General features: G+C 67.6%; 16 protein-coding genes and 2 tRNA genes. 12 read left to right on the top strand and 6 right to left on the bottom strand.

Features of this window, described 5'->3' with window-relative positions:
• The first annotated feature begins 119 nt into the window (after positions 1–119).
• From AB6732_RS04965 to AB6732_RS04975, 3 genes are all read left to right on the top strand, one after another.
• On the top strand, positions 120–1130 hold the full coding sequence (locus tag AB6732_RS04965; protein ID WP_370958812.1) for a hypothetical protein: 1011 nt from the start codon (positions 120–122) through the stop codon (positions 1128–1130).
• A 64-nt stretch (positions 1131–1194) separates the two neighbouring features.
• Positions 1195–1689, top strand: a complete 495-nt coding sequence (locus AB6732_RS04970) for a ribose-5-phosphate isomerase (RefSeq protein ID WP_370958814.1) — start codon at positions 1195–1197, stop codon at positions 1687–1689.
• Positions 1689–2579 carry an Fpg/Nei family DNA glycosylase gene (locus AB6732_RS04975; RefSeq protein ID WP_370958816.1) on the top strand — a complete coding sequence of 297 codons (891 nt, stop codon included), beginning with the start codon at positions 1689–1691 and terminating at the stop codon, positions 2577–2579. The genes AB6732_RS04970 and AB6732_RS04975 overlap by 1 nt, the downstream gene beginning before the upstream one ends.
• A gap of 129 nt (positions 2580–2708) precedes the next feature.
• On the opposite strand, the gene AB6732_RS04980 is transcribed toward AB6732_RS04975, so the two are convergent.
• Positions 2709–2779 (bottom strand) — tRNA-Gly (locus AB6732_RS04980).
• Positions 2780–2897: 118 nt separating this feature from the next.
• Here AB6732_RS04980 and AB6732_RS04985 point away from each other — a divergent pair.
• The 6 genes from AB6732_RS04985 (at position 2898) to AB6732_RS05010 (ending at position 8032) form a co-directional block, all read left to right on the top strand.
• Positions 2898–2972: transfer RNA gene (locus AB6732_RS04985), tRNA-Pro, on the top strand.
• 87 nt (positions 2973–3059) lie between these two features.
• Complete coding sequence (tig, locus tag AB6732_RS04990) at positions 3060–4412, top strand: trigger factor (protein ID WP_370958818.1); 1353 nt, start codon at positions 3060–3062, stop codon at positions 4410–4412.
• A 244-nt stretch (positions 4413–4656) separates the two neighbouring features.
• Positions 4657–5250, top strand: a complete 594-nt coding sequence (locus AB6732_RS04995) for an ATP-dependent Clp protease proteolytic subunit (RefSeq protein ID WP_208189416.1) — start codon at positions 4657–4659, stop codon at positions 5248–5250.
• A 30-nt stretch (positions 5251–5280) separates the two neighbouring features.
• Positions 5281–5940 carry an ATP-dependent Clp protease proteolytic subunit gene (locus AB6732_RS05000; protein ID WP_107002914.1) on the top strand — a complete coding sequence of 220 codons (660 nt, stop codon included), beginning with the start codon at positions 5281–5283 and terminating at the stop codon, positions 5938–5940.
• 150 nt (positions 5941–6090) lie between these two features.
• Complete coding sequence (gene clpX, locus AB6732_RS05005; protein WP_370958820.1) at positions 6091–7368, top strand: ATP-dependent Clp protease ATP-binding subunit ClpX; 1278 nt, start codon at positions 6091–6093, stop codon at positions 7366–7368.
• Between the two features lie 58 nt (positions 7369–7426).
• Positions 7427–8032, top strand: a complete 606-nt coding sequence (locus tag AB6732_RS05010; RefSeq protein ID WP_370958822.1) for a DsbA family protein — start codon at positions 7427–7429, stop codon at positions 8030–8032.
• A 15-nt stretch (positions 8033–8047) separates the two neighbouring features.
• On the opposite strand, the gene AB6732_RS05015 is transcribed toward AB6732_RS05010, so the two are convergent.
• From AB6732_RS05015 to gluQRS, 4 genes are all read right to left on the bottom strand, one after another.
• Complete coding sequence (locus AB6732_RS05015; protein ID WP_370958824.1) at positions 8048–8935, bottom strand: Fpg/Nei family DNA glycosylase; 888 nt, start codon at positions 8933–8935, stop codon at positions 8048–8050.
• A gap of 399 nt (positions 8936–9334) precedes the next feature.
• Positions 9335–10447: a ribosome small subunit-dependent GTPase A gene (rsgA, locus tag AB6732_RS05020; protein WP_370958826.1), complete on the bottom strand. Its 1113-nt coding sequence runs from the start codon at positions 10445–10447 to the stop codon at positions 9335–9337.
• A 322-nt stretch (positions 10448–10769) separates the two neighbouring features.
• Positions 10770–13385 (bottom strand): valine--tRNA ligase, encoded by a 2616-nt coding sequence (valS, locus tag AB6732_RS05025; RefSeq protein WP_370958828.1) that lies wholly within the window; start codon positions 13383–13385, stop codon positions 10770–10772.
• 38 nt (positions 13386–13423) lie between these two features.
• Complete coding sequence (gene gluQRS, locus AB6732_RS05030) at positions 13424–14332, bottom strand: tRNA glutamyl-Q(34) synthetase GluQRS (protein WP_370958830.1); 909 nt, start codon at positions 14330–14332, stop codon at positions 13424–13426.
• Between the two features lie 94 nt (positions 14333–14426).
• Between gluQRS and AB6732_RS05035 the strand changes: the two genes are divergently transcribed.
• Both AB6732_RS05035 and AB6732_RS05040 read left to right on the top strand, forming a co-directional pair.
• Positions 14427–14822, top strand: a complete 396-nt coding sequence (locus tag AB6732_RS05035) for a protease inhibitor I42 family protein (protein ID WP_370958832.1) — start codon at positions 14427–14429, stop codon at positions 14820–14822.
• A 118-nt stretch (positions 14823–14940) separates the two neighbouring features.
• Entirely contained in the window at positions 14941–15312 is a 372-nt protein-coding gene (locus AB6732_RS05040) for a DUF488 domain-containing protein (protein ID WP_370958834.1), read from the top strand.
• A 55-nt stretch (positions 15313–15367) separates the two neighbouring features.
• Here AB6732_RS05040 and AB6732_RS05045 read toward each other — a convergent pair whose 3' ends face one another.
• Positions 15368–15901 carry a GNAT family N-acetyltransferase gene (locus AB6732_RS05045; protein ID WP_370958836.1) on the bottom strand — a complete coding sequence of 178 codons (534 nt, stop codon included), beginning with the start codon at positions 15899–15901 and terminating at the stop codon, positions 15368–15370.
• 236 nt (positions 15902–16137) lie between these two features.
• Between AB6732_RS05045 and AB6732_RS05050 the strand changes: the two genes are divergently transcribed.
• Positions 16138–17148, top strand: coding sequence for an NADP-dependent oxidoreductase (locus tag AB6732_RS05050; protein ID WP_370958838.1), 1011 nt, complete (start codon positions 16138–16140; stop codon positions 17146–17148).
• The last annotated feature ends 17 nt before the right edge of the window (positions 17149–17165 follow it).

The following is a 17165-nucleotide window of genomic DNA, read 5'->3' on the forward strand; positions in this document are numbered from 1 at the left end:
TCTGCGCCTTTCCCTGGGGCTGATGGTGAGGAGCGCCACCTTTGGCGCCACTTTGAAGCTAGTGTTTCACAACTATGCCCGCTGACCGCTCCTCTCCGCCAGAGGGTAGCGTGAAGAACATGCGCGGTGCTGAAGGAGACGAAACACGACGTCGGCGTGACGGGGTGGTCGACTGGCGGACCCTGCGCTTCGCGGTCGGCTTCCCCCTGGTCCTGGCCGGCGCGTTCTGGCTGGCCGTGCAGGCGGTCGCGCGCCGCCTGCCCACGCCCGTGGCGTTCCGCTGGGAGAGCCAGGGCGGCGTGGCGTTCACGGACCTCGCCGGCTATCTGACGATGGCGGTCCTCCTGATCATCATCCCCTCACTGCCGTTCCTGGTGGCCTCCGGTCTGACGAACCTCCCCGTGCTGATGCGGCGGATCATGCTCTCCGCAGGCATCACCCTGAGCCTGTTCCTCTGCACGGTGGCCGCGGCCGGACTCGCCGGGCAGTTCGACCTCACGGACGCCCGGAACTCCCATGTGGACAACCTGGTCCTGCTGCTGGGCACCGGCGGCGCCCTCGGTCTCGGCCTGCTGGTCCATTACGTCTACACCCCGCTCGCGCAATGGGATCCCCGCGATGACCGTGCGCTGCAGCGTGAGCTCGAGGCACTGGCGCATCCGGAGCTGGCCGCCGTGGAGACCGCGGTGTGGGCGCGTCCCCGCACGTCGGTGCTCGTGATGACGGGCCTCCTGGGGGTCTTCCCGGCGGCCCTCGTGAGCATCGTGAACCCGTGGCTGGCCCTGGTGCTCCTGGTGCTCGCCCTGGCCGCCGCGGCGCTGCTGATCCTGCGCATCCGTGTGAGCCGTGAGGGGCTCTCGCTGCGCCTGGGCGGGTTCCTTCCCGTGTGCCGGATCTCCGCGGGGGACATCCGAGGCGCCGAAGCGCTCGAGGCGACGGCTGCCGACTACGGCGGCTGGGGGCCGAGGACGGGGGAGCGCGGCCGCAGCTTTCTCGTGGCGAGCGGGCCCGCCGTCGTCGTGCTGCCGATGACGAGCGGCGGCCATCCGGCGGTCACGTTCTCCGCCCCCGATCAGGAAACGGCTGAGCGGCTCGCGGCCGCGCTGCGCAGCCTCGCCCGGCCCGCGTAACGTGCGCCCGGGACGGGTAGGGTGGAGACGACCGATCCCTCCTCAGAATTCCCCGGAGAACCACGTGACCGACACTGCCGTCAAGCCCCGCGTCCACATCGCAACCGACCACGCCGGAATGGAGCTGAGCGCCTACCTGGTGAAGCACCTGACCGAGCAGGGTTACGAGGTCATCGACCACGGGCCCACCGAGTACGACGCGCTCGATGACTACCCGGGCTTCTGCATCAACGCGGCGCAGGCCGTCGTCGCCGATCAGGCCGCCGGCGTTCACGCCCTGGGCATCGTCCTGGGCGGTTCCGGCAACGGTGAGCAGATCGCCGCGAACAAGGTGAAGGGCGTCCGTGCGGCGCTCGCCTGGAACGATTCCACGGCCCGCCTGGCCCGTGAGCACAACGACGCCAACGTGGTGGCCGTGGGTGGCCGTCAGCACACGGTCGAAGAAGCCGCCGCGCTGATCGACGCCTTCCTGACCGAGCCTTTCAGCAACGACGAGCGCCACGTCCGCCGCATCGGCAAGATCGCCCACTACGAAGAGACGGGCGAGGTCCTGGCCTAGTGCCTGAAGGGCATTCGGTCAGGCGACTGGCCATCCAGTTCCACGACGTCTTCGCCGGTCAGCGCCTGGCGGTGAGCAGCCCTCAGGGGCGGTTCGCCGCGGGCGCTGCCCTGCTTGACGGGCGGCGTCTGCTCTCCTCCGAGGCTCACGGAAAACAGCTGTTCCTCGGTTTCGAGGACGATCTCTGGCTGCACGTGCACCTCGGCCTCTATGGCGCCTGGGAGTTCGGCGGCGATGAGACCTTCACGGGGGCGTCGAGCATCGGCGCCCCGCGGCGTATCGGTGAGCGCGAAGTCGCGGACAGCGGCGAGGATGTCTACACGGGCCCTCCGGCGCCCGTGGGCGCGGTCCGCGTCCGCCTCGTGAGCGAGCACGGCTGGGCGGATCTGCGGGGCGCGAGCCGCTGCGACGCCGCCACCGGCCCGGAGGTGGCGGCCGCGCGCGCCAAGCTCGGCCCCGATCCGCTGCACCGTGGTCTTCCCGGCCATGAGCGCGACGGCGAAGAGTTCGCCCGCCGCCTGAGGTCGCGTCGCACTTCTGTGGGGCAGCTGCTGATGGACCAGGGCGTGGTGGCCGGGATCGGCAACATCTACCGCGCAGAGCTGCTGTTCCGCGCCGGGATCGACCCGGCGCGCCCCGGCACGTCGCTCAGCGCCGAGGAGGCCGCCGGACTCTGGGCCGACGCGGAGCGTCTCCTGGCCGATGGGGTGCGGGACGGCCGGATCATCACGACGGAGCCCGGCGCCTGGTCGGGTCCGCTGCCGGAAGAGCACGAGGCGTTCTCCGTCTATCAGCACCAGGGCAGCCCGTGCCCGCGTTGCGGCACGGACATCGCTCTCCGCGAACTGGCCGGGCGCAAGTTGTACTGGTGCCCGGGCTGCCAGCACTGAATCACTGCTCCCTCGCTGTGTGCTCAGTTGTTGCGGATGTTCAGCCGCGACACCCGCAACAACTGAGCACACACGCCCATCCCAGGGCATGAAAAATGCCCCGGTTCGCAGGAACCGGGGCATCGGGAGAGGGGACGACGGGAATCGAACCCGCGTAATCAGTTTGGAAGACTGAGGCTCTACCATTGAGCTACGTCCCCGTTGCGCGTTTGAGCTTACAGGCGAGCCGGGACGATCGCAAAACGGGGCTTCCCCGGGTGCGCCGAACCCGATTTAGGGAATGCGTCACGGTGGCCTATAGACTGTCATCTGCACTTACGGGGTGTAGCTCAGCTTGGCTAGAGCGCCTGCTTTGGGAGCAGGAAGTCGCAGGTTCAAATCCTGTCACCCCGACTCTGCGCACACATCTGCCATCGGTGCGTTCACAGCAATCCGGCGGCGCAGAACTGAATCCAGACACCAATCAGGAGAACGAACGCCGTGAAGAGCGCTGTCGAGAACCTTTCGCCCACCCGGGTCAAGCTCAATGTCGAGGTCCCCTTCGAGGAGCTGAAGCCCAGCATTGACGAGGCGTACAAGACCATCGCCTCCCAGATCCAGGTCCCGGGCTTCCGCAAGGGCAAGGTTCCGTCCAAGCTGGTCGACCAGCGTGTCGGTCGTGGCTACGTCCTCGAGACCGCCATCAACGACGGCCTCAACGGCTGGTACCAGCAGGCGGTGGCCGAGACGGAGATCCGTCCGCTGAGCCGTCCCGAGGTGGAGATCACCGAGGTCCCCGACCCCTCCGCCACCGATGGTGAGCTGAAGTTCCAGGTCGAGGTGGACGTCCGTCCCGAGGTCGAGCTCCCGGACTACGCCGGCATCAAGGTCGAGGTCGCCGCCGCAGAGGCGAGCGAAGCCGACGTCGACAAGGCGCTGGAAGACCTGCGTGGCCGTTTCGGCACCCTCGTCGCCGCCGAGCGCCCCGCCGCCAACGATGACTTCATCACGATCGACATCACCGCCAGCATCGACGGCGAAGAGGTCGACAGCGCGAGTGGCCTGTCCTACCAGGTCGGCTCCGGCACCATGCTGGAAGGCCTCGACGAGGCCGTCACCGGCCTGTCCGTCGACGAGGACGCCGTCTTCGACACCACCCTGGTGGGCGGCGAGCACGCCGGCGCCAAGGCTCAGGTCAAGGTCGTTCTCAAGAGCGTCAAGGTCCGCGAACTGCCGAAGGCCGACGACGACTTCGCTCAGCTGGCCTCCGAGTTCGACACCATCGCCGAACTCCGTGAGGACCTCGCCAAGCAGGCCGCCGAGGGCAAGCTCATGGAGCAGGGCGTCGAGGCCCGCGACAAGGTCCTGGACAAGCTCGTCGAGCTGATCTCCGTGCCGGTCCCCGAGTCCGTCATCGAAGAGCAGATCGAGCAGCACTTCTCCCCGGAGAACAACCACTCCGGTGAGGACCACGACACCGAGGAGCACCGCGCCGAGGTCAAGGCCAACTCCGAGCGTGCGTTCCAGAACGAGATCATCCTGGACGCCATCGCGGACAAGGAAGAGGTCGGCGTCTCCCAGAACGAGCTCATCGACTACCTGGTGACCACCGCTTCGCAGTACGGCATGGAGCCGAACCAGTTCGCCCAGATCCTCGACCAGGCCGGCCAGGTGCCGCTCATGGTCGCCGAGGTCCGCCGCCGCAAGGCTCTGGCCGTCGTGCTGGGCCAGGCCGAGGTCGTCGACTCCGAGGGCAAGGCAGTGGACCTGAGCGACTTCGTCAAGGGCCGCGACGAGCTCGAAGCCGAAGCCGCCGAAGAAGGCGCAGAGGAAGCTGCTGACGCCAAGGCGTAAGCACTCCGACGACGGCGGGCTGCCGCCGTCGCACGCTGCATGACACGAGGGACCGCTGGAGGAATGATCCTCCGGCGGTCCTTTGCGCTGTGCAGCCACCGGCCCGGTGCGCCTAAAGCGAACAGGGCCGTTTTGGCGAACAACGGCCCGCCGAAAACGGTTAGTGTCCAAGTAACCGAAATCCGTTTGCGGCCATCCACGAAAGAGGTAGGCAACCATGTCACAGCAAACACCGGCACCGCGCATGGCGAGCGTTGACCCTGCGGCGCAGGACAACTACATCTACAATCGCCTGCTCAAGGAGCGCATCATCTGGCTCGGCTCGGAGGTGCGTGACGAAAACGCCAACGCCATCTGCTCCCAGCTGCTGCTCCTGTCGGCAGAAGACCCCGAGAAGGACATCTACCTCTACATCAACTCGCCCGGCGGTTCCGTCACGGCGGGCATGGCGATCTACGACACCATGCAGTTCATCCCGAACGATGTGGTGACGGTGGCGACCGGTCTGGCCGCCTCCATGGGTCAGTTCCTCCTCTCCTCGGGCACGAAGGGCAAGCGCTACGCCACCCCGAACGCCCGCATCCTGATGCACCAGCCTTCGGGCGGCATCGGCGGCACGGCCTCGGACATCAAGATCCAGGCCGAGCTGATCCTCCACATGAAGAAGGTCATGGCGGAACTCACCGCCGACCAGACCGGTCAGAGCGTGGAGACCATCCTGAAGGACAACGACCGGGACAAGTGGTTCACCGCGAAGGAAGGCCTGGAATACGGCTTCTTCGACAAGATCGCCGAGCACGCGGCCTCCGTGCCGGGCGGCGGCGGAACCAACAAGTAACATCGGACCGATTCGCAAGGAGTCACAGACATGAACTACAACTTCGGTTGGTCCGCGGGAAACCTGCCCAACAACCGCTACGTCCTGCCCCAGTTCGAGGAGCGCACGCCGTACGGCTTCAAGCGCCAGGACCCGTACACCAAGCTCTTCGAGGACCGCATCATCTTCCTGGGCGTCCAGGTGGATGACGCCTCGGCCGATGACATCATGGCGCAGCTGCTCGTGCTCGAGTCGACCGACCCGGAACGGGACATCACGCTCTACATCAACTCCCCGGGTGGGTCGTTCACGGCGATGACCGCGATCTACGACACCATGCAGTACATCCGCCCGGAGATCCAGACGGTCTGCCTCGGCCAGGCGGCCAGCGCCGCCGCGGTCCTGCTCGCGGCCGGAACCCCCGGAAAGCGTCTGGCCCTGCCGAACGCCCGCGTCCTGATCCACCAGCCCGCCCTCTCCGGCGGACAGGGCGGACAGGCCTCCGACCTGGAGATCCAGGCCAACGAGGTCATGCGGATGCGGTCCTGGCTGGAGGAGACTCTGGCGCAGCACTCGGGCCGCACGCCTGAGCAGCTGAACAACGACATCGAGCGTGACAAGATCCTGACCGCCGCCGAGGCCGTGGAATACGGCCTCGTGGATCAGGTGCTTGACTCCCGCAAGGTGAAGAAGGCCGCGATCACGCGCTGATCCTGAGCGCAACCGGAAGTCGCCGGGGCAATTATTTGCCCCGGCGACGTCTGTCTTCGGCCAAAGTGTCGGAGCCCTGACTTAGAGTGGAAATACGACTGGAGCCCGGAGACACACCGTTCCCGGGTGGGCGACGAAGGGAAGTCCCTCATGGCTCGGATTGGTGAGAGCACGGACCTGCTCAAATGCTCCTTCTGCGGAAAGAGCCAGAAGCAGGTGCGCAAGCTCATCGCAGGTCCCGGGGTGTACATCTGTGACGAGTGCATCGAGCTCTGCAACGAGATCATCGAAGAGGAGCTGGCGGAGGTCAAGGACCTCGGTCCCATGGAGCTGCCCAAGCCCCGCGAGATCTTCGACTTCCTGCAGCAGTACGTCATCGGCCAGGAGCCGGCCAAGCGCGCGCTCTCCGTCGCCGTCTACAACCACTACAAGCGCATCCGCTCGGGAGCTTCCGGCACCGCCCTGGGCGAAGGCCTCGACGAGGTCGAGGTGGCGAAGTCCAATGTGCTGCTCGTCGGCCCCACCGGCTGTGGCAAGACCTATCTGGCGCAGACACTCGCCAAACGGCTCAACGTCCCGTTCGCCGTGGCCGACGCGACGGCGCTGACGGAAGCCGGGTACGTGGGTGAGGACGTCGAGAACATCCTTCTCAAGCTCATCCAGGCCGCCGACTATGACGTCAAGAAGGCCGAGCACGGCATCATCTACATCGACGAGATCGACAAGATCTCTCGGAAGAGCGAGAACCCGTCCATCACGCGTGACGTCTCCGGTGAGGGCGTGCAGCAGGCTCTTCTCAAGATCCTGGAAGGGACCGTGGCCAGCGTGCCGCCGCAGGGCGGCCGCAAGCACCCGCACCAGGAGTTCATCCAGATCGACACGACCAATGTGCTCTTCATCGTGGCCGGCGCCTTCGCCGGTCTGGAGGAGATCATCGGCTCGCGTGCGGGGAAGAAGGGCATCGGGTTCGGCGCTCCGCTGCATTCCGCCGAGGACCACACGGACAACTACGCGGACGTCCTTCCGGAGGACCTGCTGAAGTTCGGTCTGATCCCCGAGTTCATCGGGCGTCTGCCGGTCATCACGAGCGTGTCCCATCTGGACCGCCCCGCGCTCATCCAGATCCTCACCGAGCCGCGTAACGCCCTGACCAAGCAGTACCAGAAGATGTTCCACCTTGACGGGGTGGAACTGGAGTTCGAGCAGGAAGCCTTGGACGCCATCGCGGACCAGGCCCTGGAGCGCGGCACCGGCGCCCGTGGCCTGCGGGCCATCCTCGAGGAGGTCCTGCTGCCGATCATGTTCGATCTGCCCAGCCGCGAAGACGTGGCCACCGTGGTCATCACCAAGGACGTGGTCACGGACAAGGCCGAACCGACCGTCATCAGTCACGAAGTCCGGGCCAAGCGCCGGAACAAGTCCGCCTGATCCGATCCGTCTGAGATCCTGACCCGTAACACCCCGCACAGCAAGGAGAGCATTTCCAGTGGAACAGCAGCGCGCCGATTTCTGGTTCGATCCCGTATGCCCCTTCGCCTGGGTGACCAGTCGCTGGATCGGCGAGGTGGAAGAAGTCCGGCCCATCACGGTCCAGTGGCACGTCATGAGTCTCTCGGTGCTGAACGAAGGCCGTGACCTCCCGGAGAACTACCGGGCCCTCATGGACCAGGCCTGGGGCCCGGTCCGGGTGATCATCGCGGCCGCCCAGCAGCACGGTGAGCAGTACATCAAGCCGCTGTACGACGCCATGGGCGCCGAGATCCACAACAACGGCAACAAGGACTACCCGGCCGTCGTCGCCAAGGCACTGGCCGAGGTGGGTCTCCCGGCAGAACTGGCCGAGGCCGGCGAGAGCGATGCTTACGATGAGGCGCTCCGTGCCTCTCACGAGGACGGGATCTCCCGCGTGGGCCAGGACGTCGGGACCCCTGTGGTGGCCTTCAACGGCACGGCCTTCTTCGGCCCGGTGATGACCCGGATCCCGCGCGGTGAGGAAGCAGGCCGCATCTGGGATGCCGCCGTCACCCTCGGCGCCTACCCGCACTTCTTCGAGCTCAAGCGGAGCAGGACCGAAAGCCCTGCATTCGACTGATCCCGTGCCCTGACGCTATTTCAGGAACCGTGAGGTCCGGCGGTCCGCAAGGATCTTCCCGTGCGTCTGGCAGGTGGGGCAGTACTGCAGTGCCCGATCGGCGAAGGAGACTTCGCGGACCGTGTCACCGCACACCGGGCACGTCTGGCCTGCCCGGCCGTGGACGCGCATTCCGCCCCGTTTGGCGTCCTTGAGCTGCTCCGGCGGCTTACCCGAGGCGGAGGCAACGGCCTCGCCGAGAACCTGCTCGACGGCGGCGAAGATGCGGGTGCGCTCGTCCTCGTCCAGGGACTTGGCGATCGCGAACGGGGAGATCTTCGCGGCGTGCAGGATCTCATCGCTGTAGGCATTGCCGATGCCCGCGATCACGGCCTGGTTCCGCAGCAGCCCCTTGATCTGCTGCGAGCTGCCCTCGATGATGCCGTCCAGCGCGTCCTGCGTGAAGCCGGGGTCGAGTGGATCCGGCCCCAGGGTGGCGACACCCGGCACTTCTTGTGGGTCGCGGACCACGTACACCGCCAGACTCTTGCGGGTGCCCGCCTCCGTGAGGTCGAAGCCGAGTTGGGCTGCCGCCTGACCGTCGCGAGGTGGCACCGTGAAGGAGAGCCGCGCGGCGATCGGACCGGACCCTGGCCGGAGCGGCTTGGCCGAGGGGTTCTCGGTGAAGCGGAGCCAGCCCGCCTTGGCCAGATGGAAGACGAAGTGGATCCCTTCGACGTCGAGATCCAGGAACTTCCCGTGTCGTGCGACGCCGGTGACGGTCCGCCCCTCCAACGCTGAGTACGGGGGATCCGCCGTCTTGAGCACGGCGAAGGAGGTGATCCGCACGGAGTCCACGACGGCCCCTCGCAGCTTGTCGTCCAGGAAGGCCCGCAGCCCTGTGATCTCTGGCAGTTCCGGCATGCCACTACTGTGCCACACCGCGCCATACCGCGCCCGGCAGGCGTCCCGGCCGCTCGGTATGCGTGCCGCACGCGGACGGAAACCGATGATGCGGAATCACATCGGAGTAGTTCTTCCGGAGGTCTTGTCCCGCCCCGGGGACAGGTTCACAATGGTGAGTACCACTCCGCAAGGAGAGGACGCGGAAGCCAGAGATTCAGAGATGAGGGACTCCTGACGCAGCCATCGGCGAAGTCGGGAACTCGCCGCCAGTGACGAGGCGGGAAGACCTGAAGATCCGAGGATTCCGCCAGACTGCCGGTCCGTCACCAGGCAGCCGAAAGTCGAAGCCCCACCGACGGCAACACGCCGATGGGGCTTCCCCTTTGTCCGGAGCGAGACGGCTCCGGGCCCGCCACCTCAGCGGCGACGGTCGCGATTCTTCGAAAGCCCCCGTTCCTTCGCGAAGGCCCGGTGCTGATGAGCCATCGACTTCATCTGGGCCAGCCGTTCGGAGCGCAGCCTCGCATCCGTCCGGGCCGCCATGCGTTCCGCCTCCCGCTGGAGTTTCCGGTAACTCTGCAGTCTGCGCTCCGTGAGAGTGCCTTCTGCGATCGCCTCCTGGACGGCGCACCCTGGTTCGCTCGTGTGGGCGCAGTCCGAGAATCGGCACCGTGCGGACAGTTCCTCCAGGTCGGAAAAGGCGTCACTGACTCCCTCTTCGGATCCGGTGACGCCCGCCGAGCGCAGCCCGGGGGTGTCCAGGAGCACCCCGCCGTCGGGCATCAGCAGCAGCTCCCGCCAGGCGGTGGTGTGGCGCCCCTTGCCATCGACGGCGCGGACGTCGCCCGTGGCCAGAAGCTCGGCGCCCAGCAGGCGGTTGCCCAGGCTGGACTTCCCGGCTCCGGACGGTCCGATCAGGGCCACGGTGCCGCTGATCGCAGCGCGGAGTTCCTCCACGCCCTCCTCGGTCTCGGCGCTCGTGGCGACCACTCGGACACCGAGGGCCACAGGTCCCAGTTCCTCTAGTGCCGCTTCCGGATCCGGATGCGTGTCGGCTTTCGTCAGCGCGACGACGGGCGTGGCCCCTGATGCCCAGGCGAGGGCGAGGAGCCGCTCCGTGCGGGAGTGGCGGAGCGGGCTCGCCAGGGACACCGTCACCACGACGGTGTCGACGTTCGCGGCGAGGGCCTGTTCCTGGGAGCTGCCTCCCGCCGTCGCCCGGGCCAGCAGCGTCCGCCGCGGCAGGACGGAACCCAGGTGGGCAGCCGTCGAGCTCGTGCCCGGGACCATGGAGATCCAGTCTCCCGTGGTCGGCCAGATGCCGTGATCGGGTCCGGTGGAGCCGAGGAGCTGGACCCGGTCCGGTCCGTGGGCTGTGATGACCTCGCAGAGGCCGCGTTCGGCCCGGAGCACCCGGGCCGGGAGAGTTCCGGGCTCGGCGAGCCCGGAGAACGTGTCCTGCCATTCCGGATCCCAGCCGTGGGCGCGGAGCAGTGGGGATTCAAAGGTTTCGTGCAGTGAAGAAGTCACAGTGGAGACTCTTTCGTGGAGGTCTCCTGCCGCAGATTCCGGCGCGGTTCGGTGCGTCCCGGAGGGACGGAGCGCGGACGGCGCGGGTCAGAGTGCGGCTCAGGCGGAGACGAGGGAGGTGTGGAGTGTCGAAGCGTCGCCGGGCATGGCGACGGGGAACGTGACAGTCATGGTCACACCTCCTTCAGCGTCTCGAGCAGGCGGTCGGAACGCCTGAATGTGAAGCAACCCTAGCACAACGCCGAAGGGGTGGCCCCGGAAGATCCGGGACCACCCCTTCGGCGTCGCGGCACCCTGTGCCGCGACCAGCCGAGCGTCTGACTCAAGCCTGCGCCGGCGCCTCGGCCGGAGCCAGCTCGACGTCGCTCACCGTGAGCTCGCCGTCGGCCTCCACCAGGGAGACCTCGCGGGCGTTCGCTGCGGCCTTCAGATCGGCGAGGCCGGCCTCGAGCTGCGCGATCCGCGCGGCGGGGCCGGAGACCGTCGCCTGCAGGACCTCGGTGCGCTGCTTGACCTTCGCCTCGGACTTCGCCTTGCGGAGACCCGAGAGAGCTTCGCCGACCGTGGCGAGCAGCGCGACGTCGCCGTCGATGCCCTCCAGCGGCGCCGGCCAGGCGGCGCGGTGCACGGACCCGGTGCGCCACCAGCTCCACACCTCTTCGGTGGCGAACGGAAGGAACGGTGCGAAGAGGCGCAGCAGGGCATCCAGCGTGGTCGCCAGTGCGGCCAGGACCGACGCCTGTCCTTCCTCGCCCTGAGCGCCGTAGGCGCGGTCCTTGATGAGTTCGACGTAGTCGTCCGTGAACTGCCAGAAGAAGGACTCGGTCACCTGCAAGGCACGGGCGTAGTCGTACTTCTCGAAGGCGTCCGTGGCCTGGCGGACCACTTCGGCGAGCTGGGTCAGCAGCCCGCGGTCCAGGGCGTTCGTCAGCACCGCGCTGTCGGCCGTCAGCACCGAGGCCTCCGTGGCGCCGAGGTTCAGGACGAACTTGGACGCGTTGAGCAGCTTGATGGCCAGGCGGCGGCCGATCTTCATCTGGGCGATCTCGTACGCGGTGTCCGCGCCGAGCTTGGCGGAGGAGGCCCAGTAGCGGACGGCGTCCGAACCGAATTCCTCGAGGACGGCGGTCGGGACCACCACATTGCCCTTGGACTTGGACATCTTCTTGCGGTCCGGGTCCAGGATCCACCCGGAGATGGCCGCGTGCTTCCACGGCGCCACGTTCTGCAGGGCGTCCGCGCGGACCACCGAGGAGAACAGCCAGGTGCGGATGATGTCGTGGCCTTGCGGGCGGAGGTCGAACGGGAACACCTTGGCGAAGAGGTCCTCGTCACGGCTCCAGCCGCCCACGATCTGCGGGGTCAGCGCGGAGGTGGCCCAGGTGTCCAGGACGTCGGCGTCGCCGATGAAGCCGCCGGGCACGCCGCGCTGGTCCTCGGTGTAACCGGGGGCCACGTCGGCGGCGGGGTCCACGGGAAGCATCTCGTCGGCGGGGACGATCGGGTTCTCGTAGTCCGGGTTGCCCTCGGCGTCGAGGCCGTACCAGACCGGCACGGGCACGCCGAAGAAGCGCTGGCGGGAGACCAGCCAGTCACCGTTGAGGCCTTCGATCCAGTTCTCGTAGCGGGACCGCATGAACGCCGGGTGGAAGTCGATCTCCCGGCCACGCGCGATGAGGCGCTCGCGACGGTCCTCGTCGCGGCCGCCGTTGCGGATGTACCACTGGCGGCTCGTGACCACTTCGAGGGGCTTGTCGCCCTTCTCGAAGAAGTTCACGGCGTGCATGATCTTCTTCGGCTCGCCGTCCAGGAGGTCCTGCTCGCGCAGCATCTCGACCACGGCCTCCTTCGCGGAGAACGCGGTCTTGCCGGCGATCCGCTCGTAGGCTTCACGGCCGGCGTCGGTGGTGATCCACTCGGGGGTCTCGGCGAGGATGCGGCCGTCGCGGCCGATGATCGCGCGGGTGGGCAGCTGCAGCTCGCGCCACCAGGTGACGTCGGTCAGGTCACCGAAGGTGCAGACCATGGCGATGCCGGAGCCCTTGTCGGCCTTGGCCAGCGGGTGGGCCTTGACCTCGACCTCGACGCCGAAGAGCGGCGACGTGACCTTCTTGCCGAAGAGCGGCTGGTAGCGCTCGTCGTCCGGGTTCGCCACGAGCGCGGCGCACGCGGCGAGCAGCTCGGGACGCGTGGTCTCGATGAAGATCTTCTCGCCGTCCTCGGTGAAGAACGGGTACCGGTGGTACGCGCCGGCGACTTCGCGGTCCTCGAGCTCGGCTTGGGCCACGGCGGTCCGGAAGGTCACGTCCCAGAGGGTCGGGGCCTCGGCCAGGTAGGCGTCCCCGGCCGCGTGGTTCGCCAGGAAGGCGCGCTGGGAGACCGCACGGGAGGCGTCATCGATGGTGCGGTAGGTCATGTCCCAGTCCACGGAGAGTCCGAGGGTCTTGAACAGGTGCTCGAAGACCTTCTCATCCTCGACGGCCAGGCGCTCGCACAGCTCGATGAAGTTGCGGCGGGACACGACGTCCCAGTCACGCTGGTTCTTCGCCGGCTCGGCCGGGGGCTGGTAGCCCTCCTGGTAGGGGATGGCCGGATCGCAGCGGACGCCGTAGTAGTTCTGGACGCGGCGCTCGGTGGGCAGACCGTTGTCGTCCCAGCCCATCGGGTAGAAGACGTTCTTGCCCTGCATGCGCTGGTAGCGCGCGAGAACGTCGGTCTGGGTGAAGGAGAACATGTGGCCCACGTGCAGCGAGCCGGAAGCGGTGGGAGGGGGAGTGTCGATCGAGTAGACCTCACCCCGGGTGGTGTCCTGCTGGAACTTGTAGGTCCCCTCGGCCAGCCACCGCTCGGTGAGCTTGGCTTCCAGGCCCTCGAGGGCCGGCTTGTCGGGAACGGTGGTGGCTTCGGGCGTGTCTGTACCCTGCGTCGCATCAGTCATGAGAGCAATTCTTTCATGCCTGGTGCGCGCGGCGGTCCTCAGCCGGGTGTTCCGCGGCCCAGTGTGCCGCGGAACACCCAGGGTTCGCGGGGGAGCCGTTCGGGGTCGAAGGCCGCCAGGGCGTTCTCCAGCCCGCCCCCGGGCAGACCCAGCGATTGCAACAGCGCGTCGCGGACCTCCGCCGCGTCCCAGCCTGCCGCGGCCAGATCGCTGAGCGTCACCGCGCCGTCGCGCTTGGCCAGTCTCTTGCCTTCCGGCCCGAGGACGAGCGGCACATGGGCGTACGACGGCGGCGCGTGGCCCAGGGTGCGCGCCAGCCGGATCTGGGTGGGCGTGGAGGCGAGGAGATCGTCACCGCGCACCACCTGGTCCACGCCCTGGTCGGCGTCGTCGACCACGACCGCCAGGTTGTAGGCGACGGCTCCGTCGTTCCTGCGCAGGACCACGTCGTCCACGGGACCCACGTAGTCGCCCGCCAGGGCGTCGGTGAAGCGTTCCGTGCCGCCCCCGGACCGGAAGCGCAGCGCGGCAGGGCGTTCACGGCGCCGTTCCTCGCGTTCGGCATCGCTGAGGTTCCGGCAGGTCCCGGGGTAGAGGGGAATCGCGCCGTGCGCCGCGGACGTCGCCTCGGCGATGTCGCGGCGGGTGCAGAAACATTCGAAGGTCCGCCCGTCGCGGATCAGCGTTTCGAGGGCGGCGTCGTGGAGCCCTCCGCGTTCGGACTGGCGGACCGCGGGTTCGTCCCAGGCCACGCCCACGGCCTCGAGGTCTCGGAGCTGCGACTCTTCGGCGCGGGCCCGGACCCTGTCCAGATCTTCCACCCGCAAAAGGAAACGGCGGTTCGTGCTGCGGGCGAAGAGCCAGGCCAGCAAGGCGGTGCGGAGGTTGCCCAGATGCAGGTCACCGCTGGGGGACGGGGCGTAGCGGCCGGCACCGGAAGAGTTCACGGTGCCACTGTAACCGGGCCGGCGCACGCCTTGCGGGTACACTCCGACCATGGCCGGTCATCGGGGGAGCAGAAGAAGTGTGCCAGGGGCATCGATGAGCCGTCGTGCGGTGCTGGTGTCGATTCCGGGAGTCTGGCTGGCCTTCACCGCCAGCGCGTGCGCAGCGCCGGAGTTCCGTCTGGACAAGGACCACACCGCCGCGACCGTCCCGGTGGGTGGCCGAGTGATCATCGATCTCGGCATGACCAATTCGTCTGTCGGATACCACTGGGTGCGCGTCGAAGGCCCGGGATCGCATCTCGCCGATGTCCCGAAAGAGCCGCCCGCCGAGCCTCGGCCTGTCGGAGGTGCTTCGGAACAGGTCGAGACTTTCACCGCGGTCTCCACGGGGACGGCGACCGTCATCTACGAGTTCCGGGTCCGGCGTGAGCTCAGCGACCGCTATGAACTCAACGGCCAGCGGATGACCTTCACCGTGACCGTGACCTGACCGGGTCACTCTCTCTGCCCAGCCCGTCTACGGAACACCACAGGGCGTGGCCCGGCCGGTTGTCCACATAGAGACCTTCACTCGGGTCGACATGGAACCGCGGTGCCTAGCATGAACCATGACGAATCAGCAGCTTGGACAATTGACCACCGCCCGGATCTACGACGAGCCCGTCGAAGGCCGGTACCGCATCCTCGTGGACCGGCTCTGGCCACGCGGGGTGAGCAAGGAGAAAGCCGCGCTGGACGAGTGGCTCAAGGACATCGCCCCCTCCGGCCCGCTCCGAACGGAGTTCGCGCACATGGCCTCCCGCTTCGAGGAGTTCACCACGCTGTACCGGGAGGAACTCGATGAGCACCCGGTTCCGGTGGACCACGTGATCGGACTCGTGAGGGAGGGCCGGGACGTCGAATTGCTTTACGCGGCGAAGGACCGCGAGATCAATCACGCCCAGGTGCTGCGCGCCTATCTGCTGGAACACGTGGAGTGACATCCGTCCGGCGCCGACCGCATCCCGCCACCGCACCCCTTGGATCCAGAGGACCTCACGGACGAGGCGGAGGAAAATCCATGGCCATGACGGTCCGGATCGGCCCGGTGCCCTCGAGAGCTCCAGCATCCCCGTGATCATCCGGGCCCTGCCTCATGCCGAGTTTCTCCGCCACCCGCCGGGATGCCCGGTTCTCAGGGTGGATGATCGCGACGAGTTCCTGAGCTTCGAGCACGTCCCGCGCGAAATCCCGGCACACCTGGGCAGCCTCCGTGGCCAGACCCCGGCGCTGGAACTCCGGCACGACGTGGTAGCCCACTTCGAGGCGGGGCAGGCCATTGACCCGCTGCCATGTGAGACCGCAGTCCCCGATGAAGGTGCCGTCGTGGTCCTCCACGACCCAGAGTCCGTGACCGAGCTCGCGGTAGTTCCGCTGGTTCCATTCGATCCACGCCAGCGCCTCGGGCCTGGTCTTCGGGCGAGGGTAGAACTCCATCACCGTGGGATCACCGAGGAGGCGGGCCATCGCGTCGAGGTCCGAGGGGGTCATTTCACGGAAGCGGAGGCGTGACGTGGGGGAGGGCAGCATCCGTCCACTGTAATCCTGGGCCTCCGTGGGGTGGGCAGGGTTGTCGCCGGGAGCAGTGTTCGCTGGGTGAGAGAGGGGTGTTCCCTCTGAAGCGCAGGAGTAGCGTCGAACGAAAGCCGGGGGTGGGCACGTTTTTCGGCGTGAGTGGGTTTTTCGAAGGACCGGCTCGACAGGAACAGCAACGGGCCGGAATAGGCCGGTATTCAAACAGTTGGCATTCGAAAGAAGGAGAACTCATGGCATGGCACTGGATCGCGTCGGAATGGGGAAGCCCCGACGGATGGGAGTTCCTCGAATACTCTCCTACGGCACCTGGGCTCGGAGAGGTGACGATCGCCGTGCGGGCCGCGGGGGTCAACCCGGCCGATGCCAAGCATGTCGCGGCGCCGCGCGCGGGTCAGCAGCTGCCGGTCGCCATCGGCTATGAGGTCGCCGGCACCGTCGTGGCGGTGGGTCCCGGTGCGACGGCTGTGACCGGCCCCGTCATGGTGGGCGACGAGGTGCTCGCCTTCCGGGTCCGTGGCGGCTATGCCACGGAGCTCACCGTGTCGGCCGAGAAGGTCCTGCACCGTTCGCCGTCGCTCGATGTCGAGGAGGCCGCGAATCTCCTGCTGGCGGGAACCACTGCGGCGGAGATGCTCCACGCGGTCGGCGCCACCGCCGGCGAGACCCTTCTGCTGCACGGGGCGTCCGGCGCTGTCGGTTCCATCGTCCTTCAGCTCGCGGCGCTGCGGGGCATCACCGTGATCGGCACGGCGAGTGAAGCCCGGGCGGAGGAGGTTCGAGGGTTCGGCGGGATCCCGGTCCTCTACGGGCCTGGGTTGCAGGAGCGGGTCGAGGAGGCGGTCCGTTCCCTCAAGCGCGGCGGAGTCGATGCAGCTCTGGATGCCGCAGGGACCGATGAAGCCGTCGAGGTGTCGTTGTCTCTCGTCGCTGACCGACAGCGCATCGTCACTGTCGCCGCATCACGCCGGGCCGAGGAAAACGGGTTCCAGGCGCTCGCCGGCACCAAGCCCGAGAGCGCGGCATTCCGGGACGCGGCGCGCGAGGATCTGGTGACGCTCGCAGGCCGGGGTCTGCTGAGGGTTCCGCTGAGCCGCAGCTACCCGTTGTCGGAGGCCCCGGCGGCTCACCGCTTCCTGTCGACAGGCCATCCCGGAGGAAAACTCACACTCTTCCCGGGCCCGGATTCAGGGGTCACGGAAGCTCATACCGGGTCACACGAGCGTGCCGGGGGTGACCTCTGATGTCGCCCGTTTAAGCG

It is taken from the genome of Arthrobacter sp. RCC_34 (genome assembly GCF_041360795.1).
Lineage (GTDB): Bacteria > Actinomycetota > Actinomycetes > Actinomycetales > Micrococcaceae > Arthrobacter_E.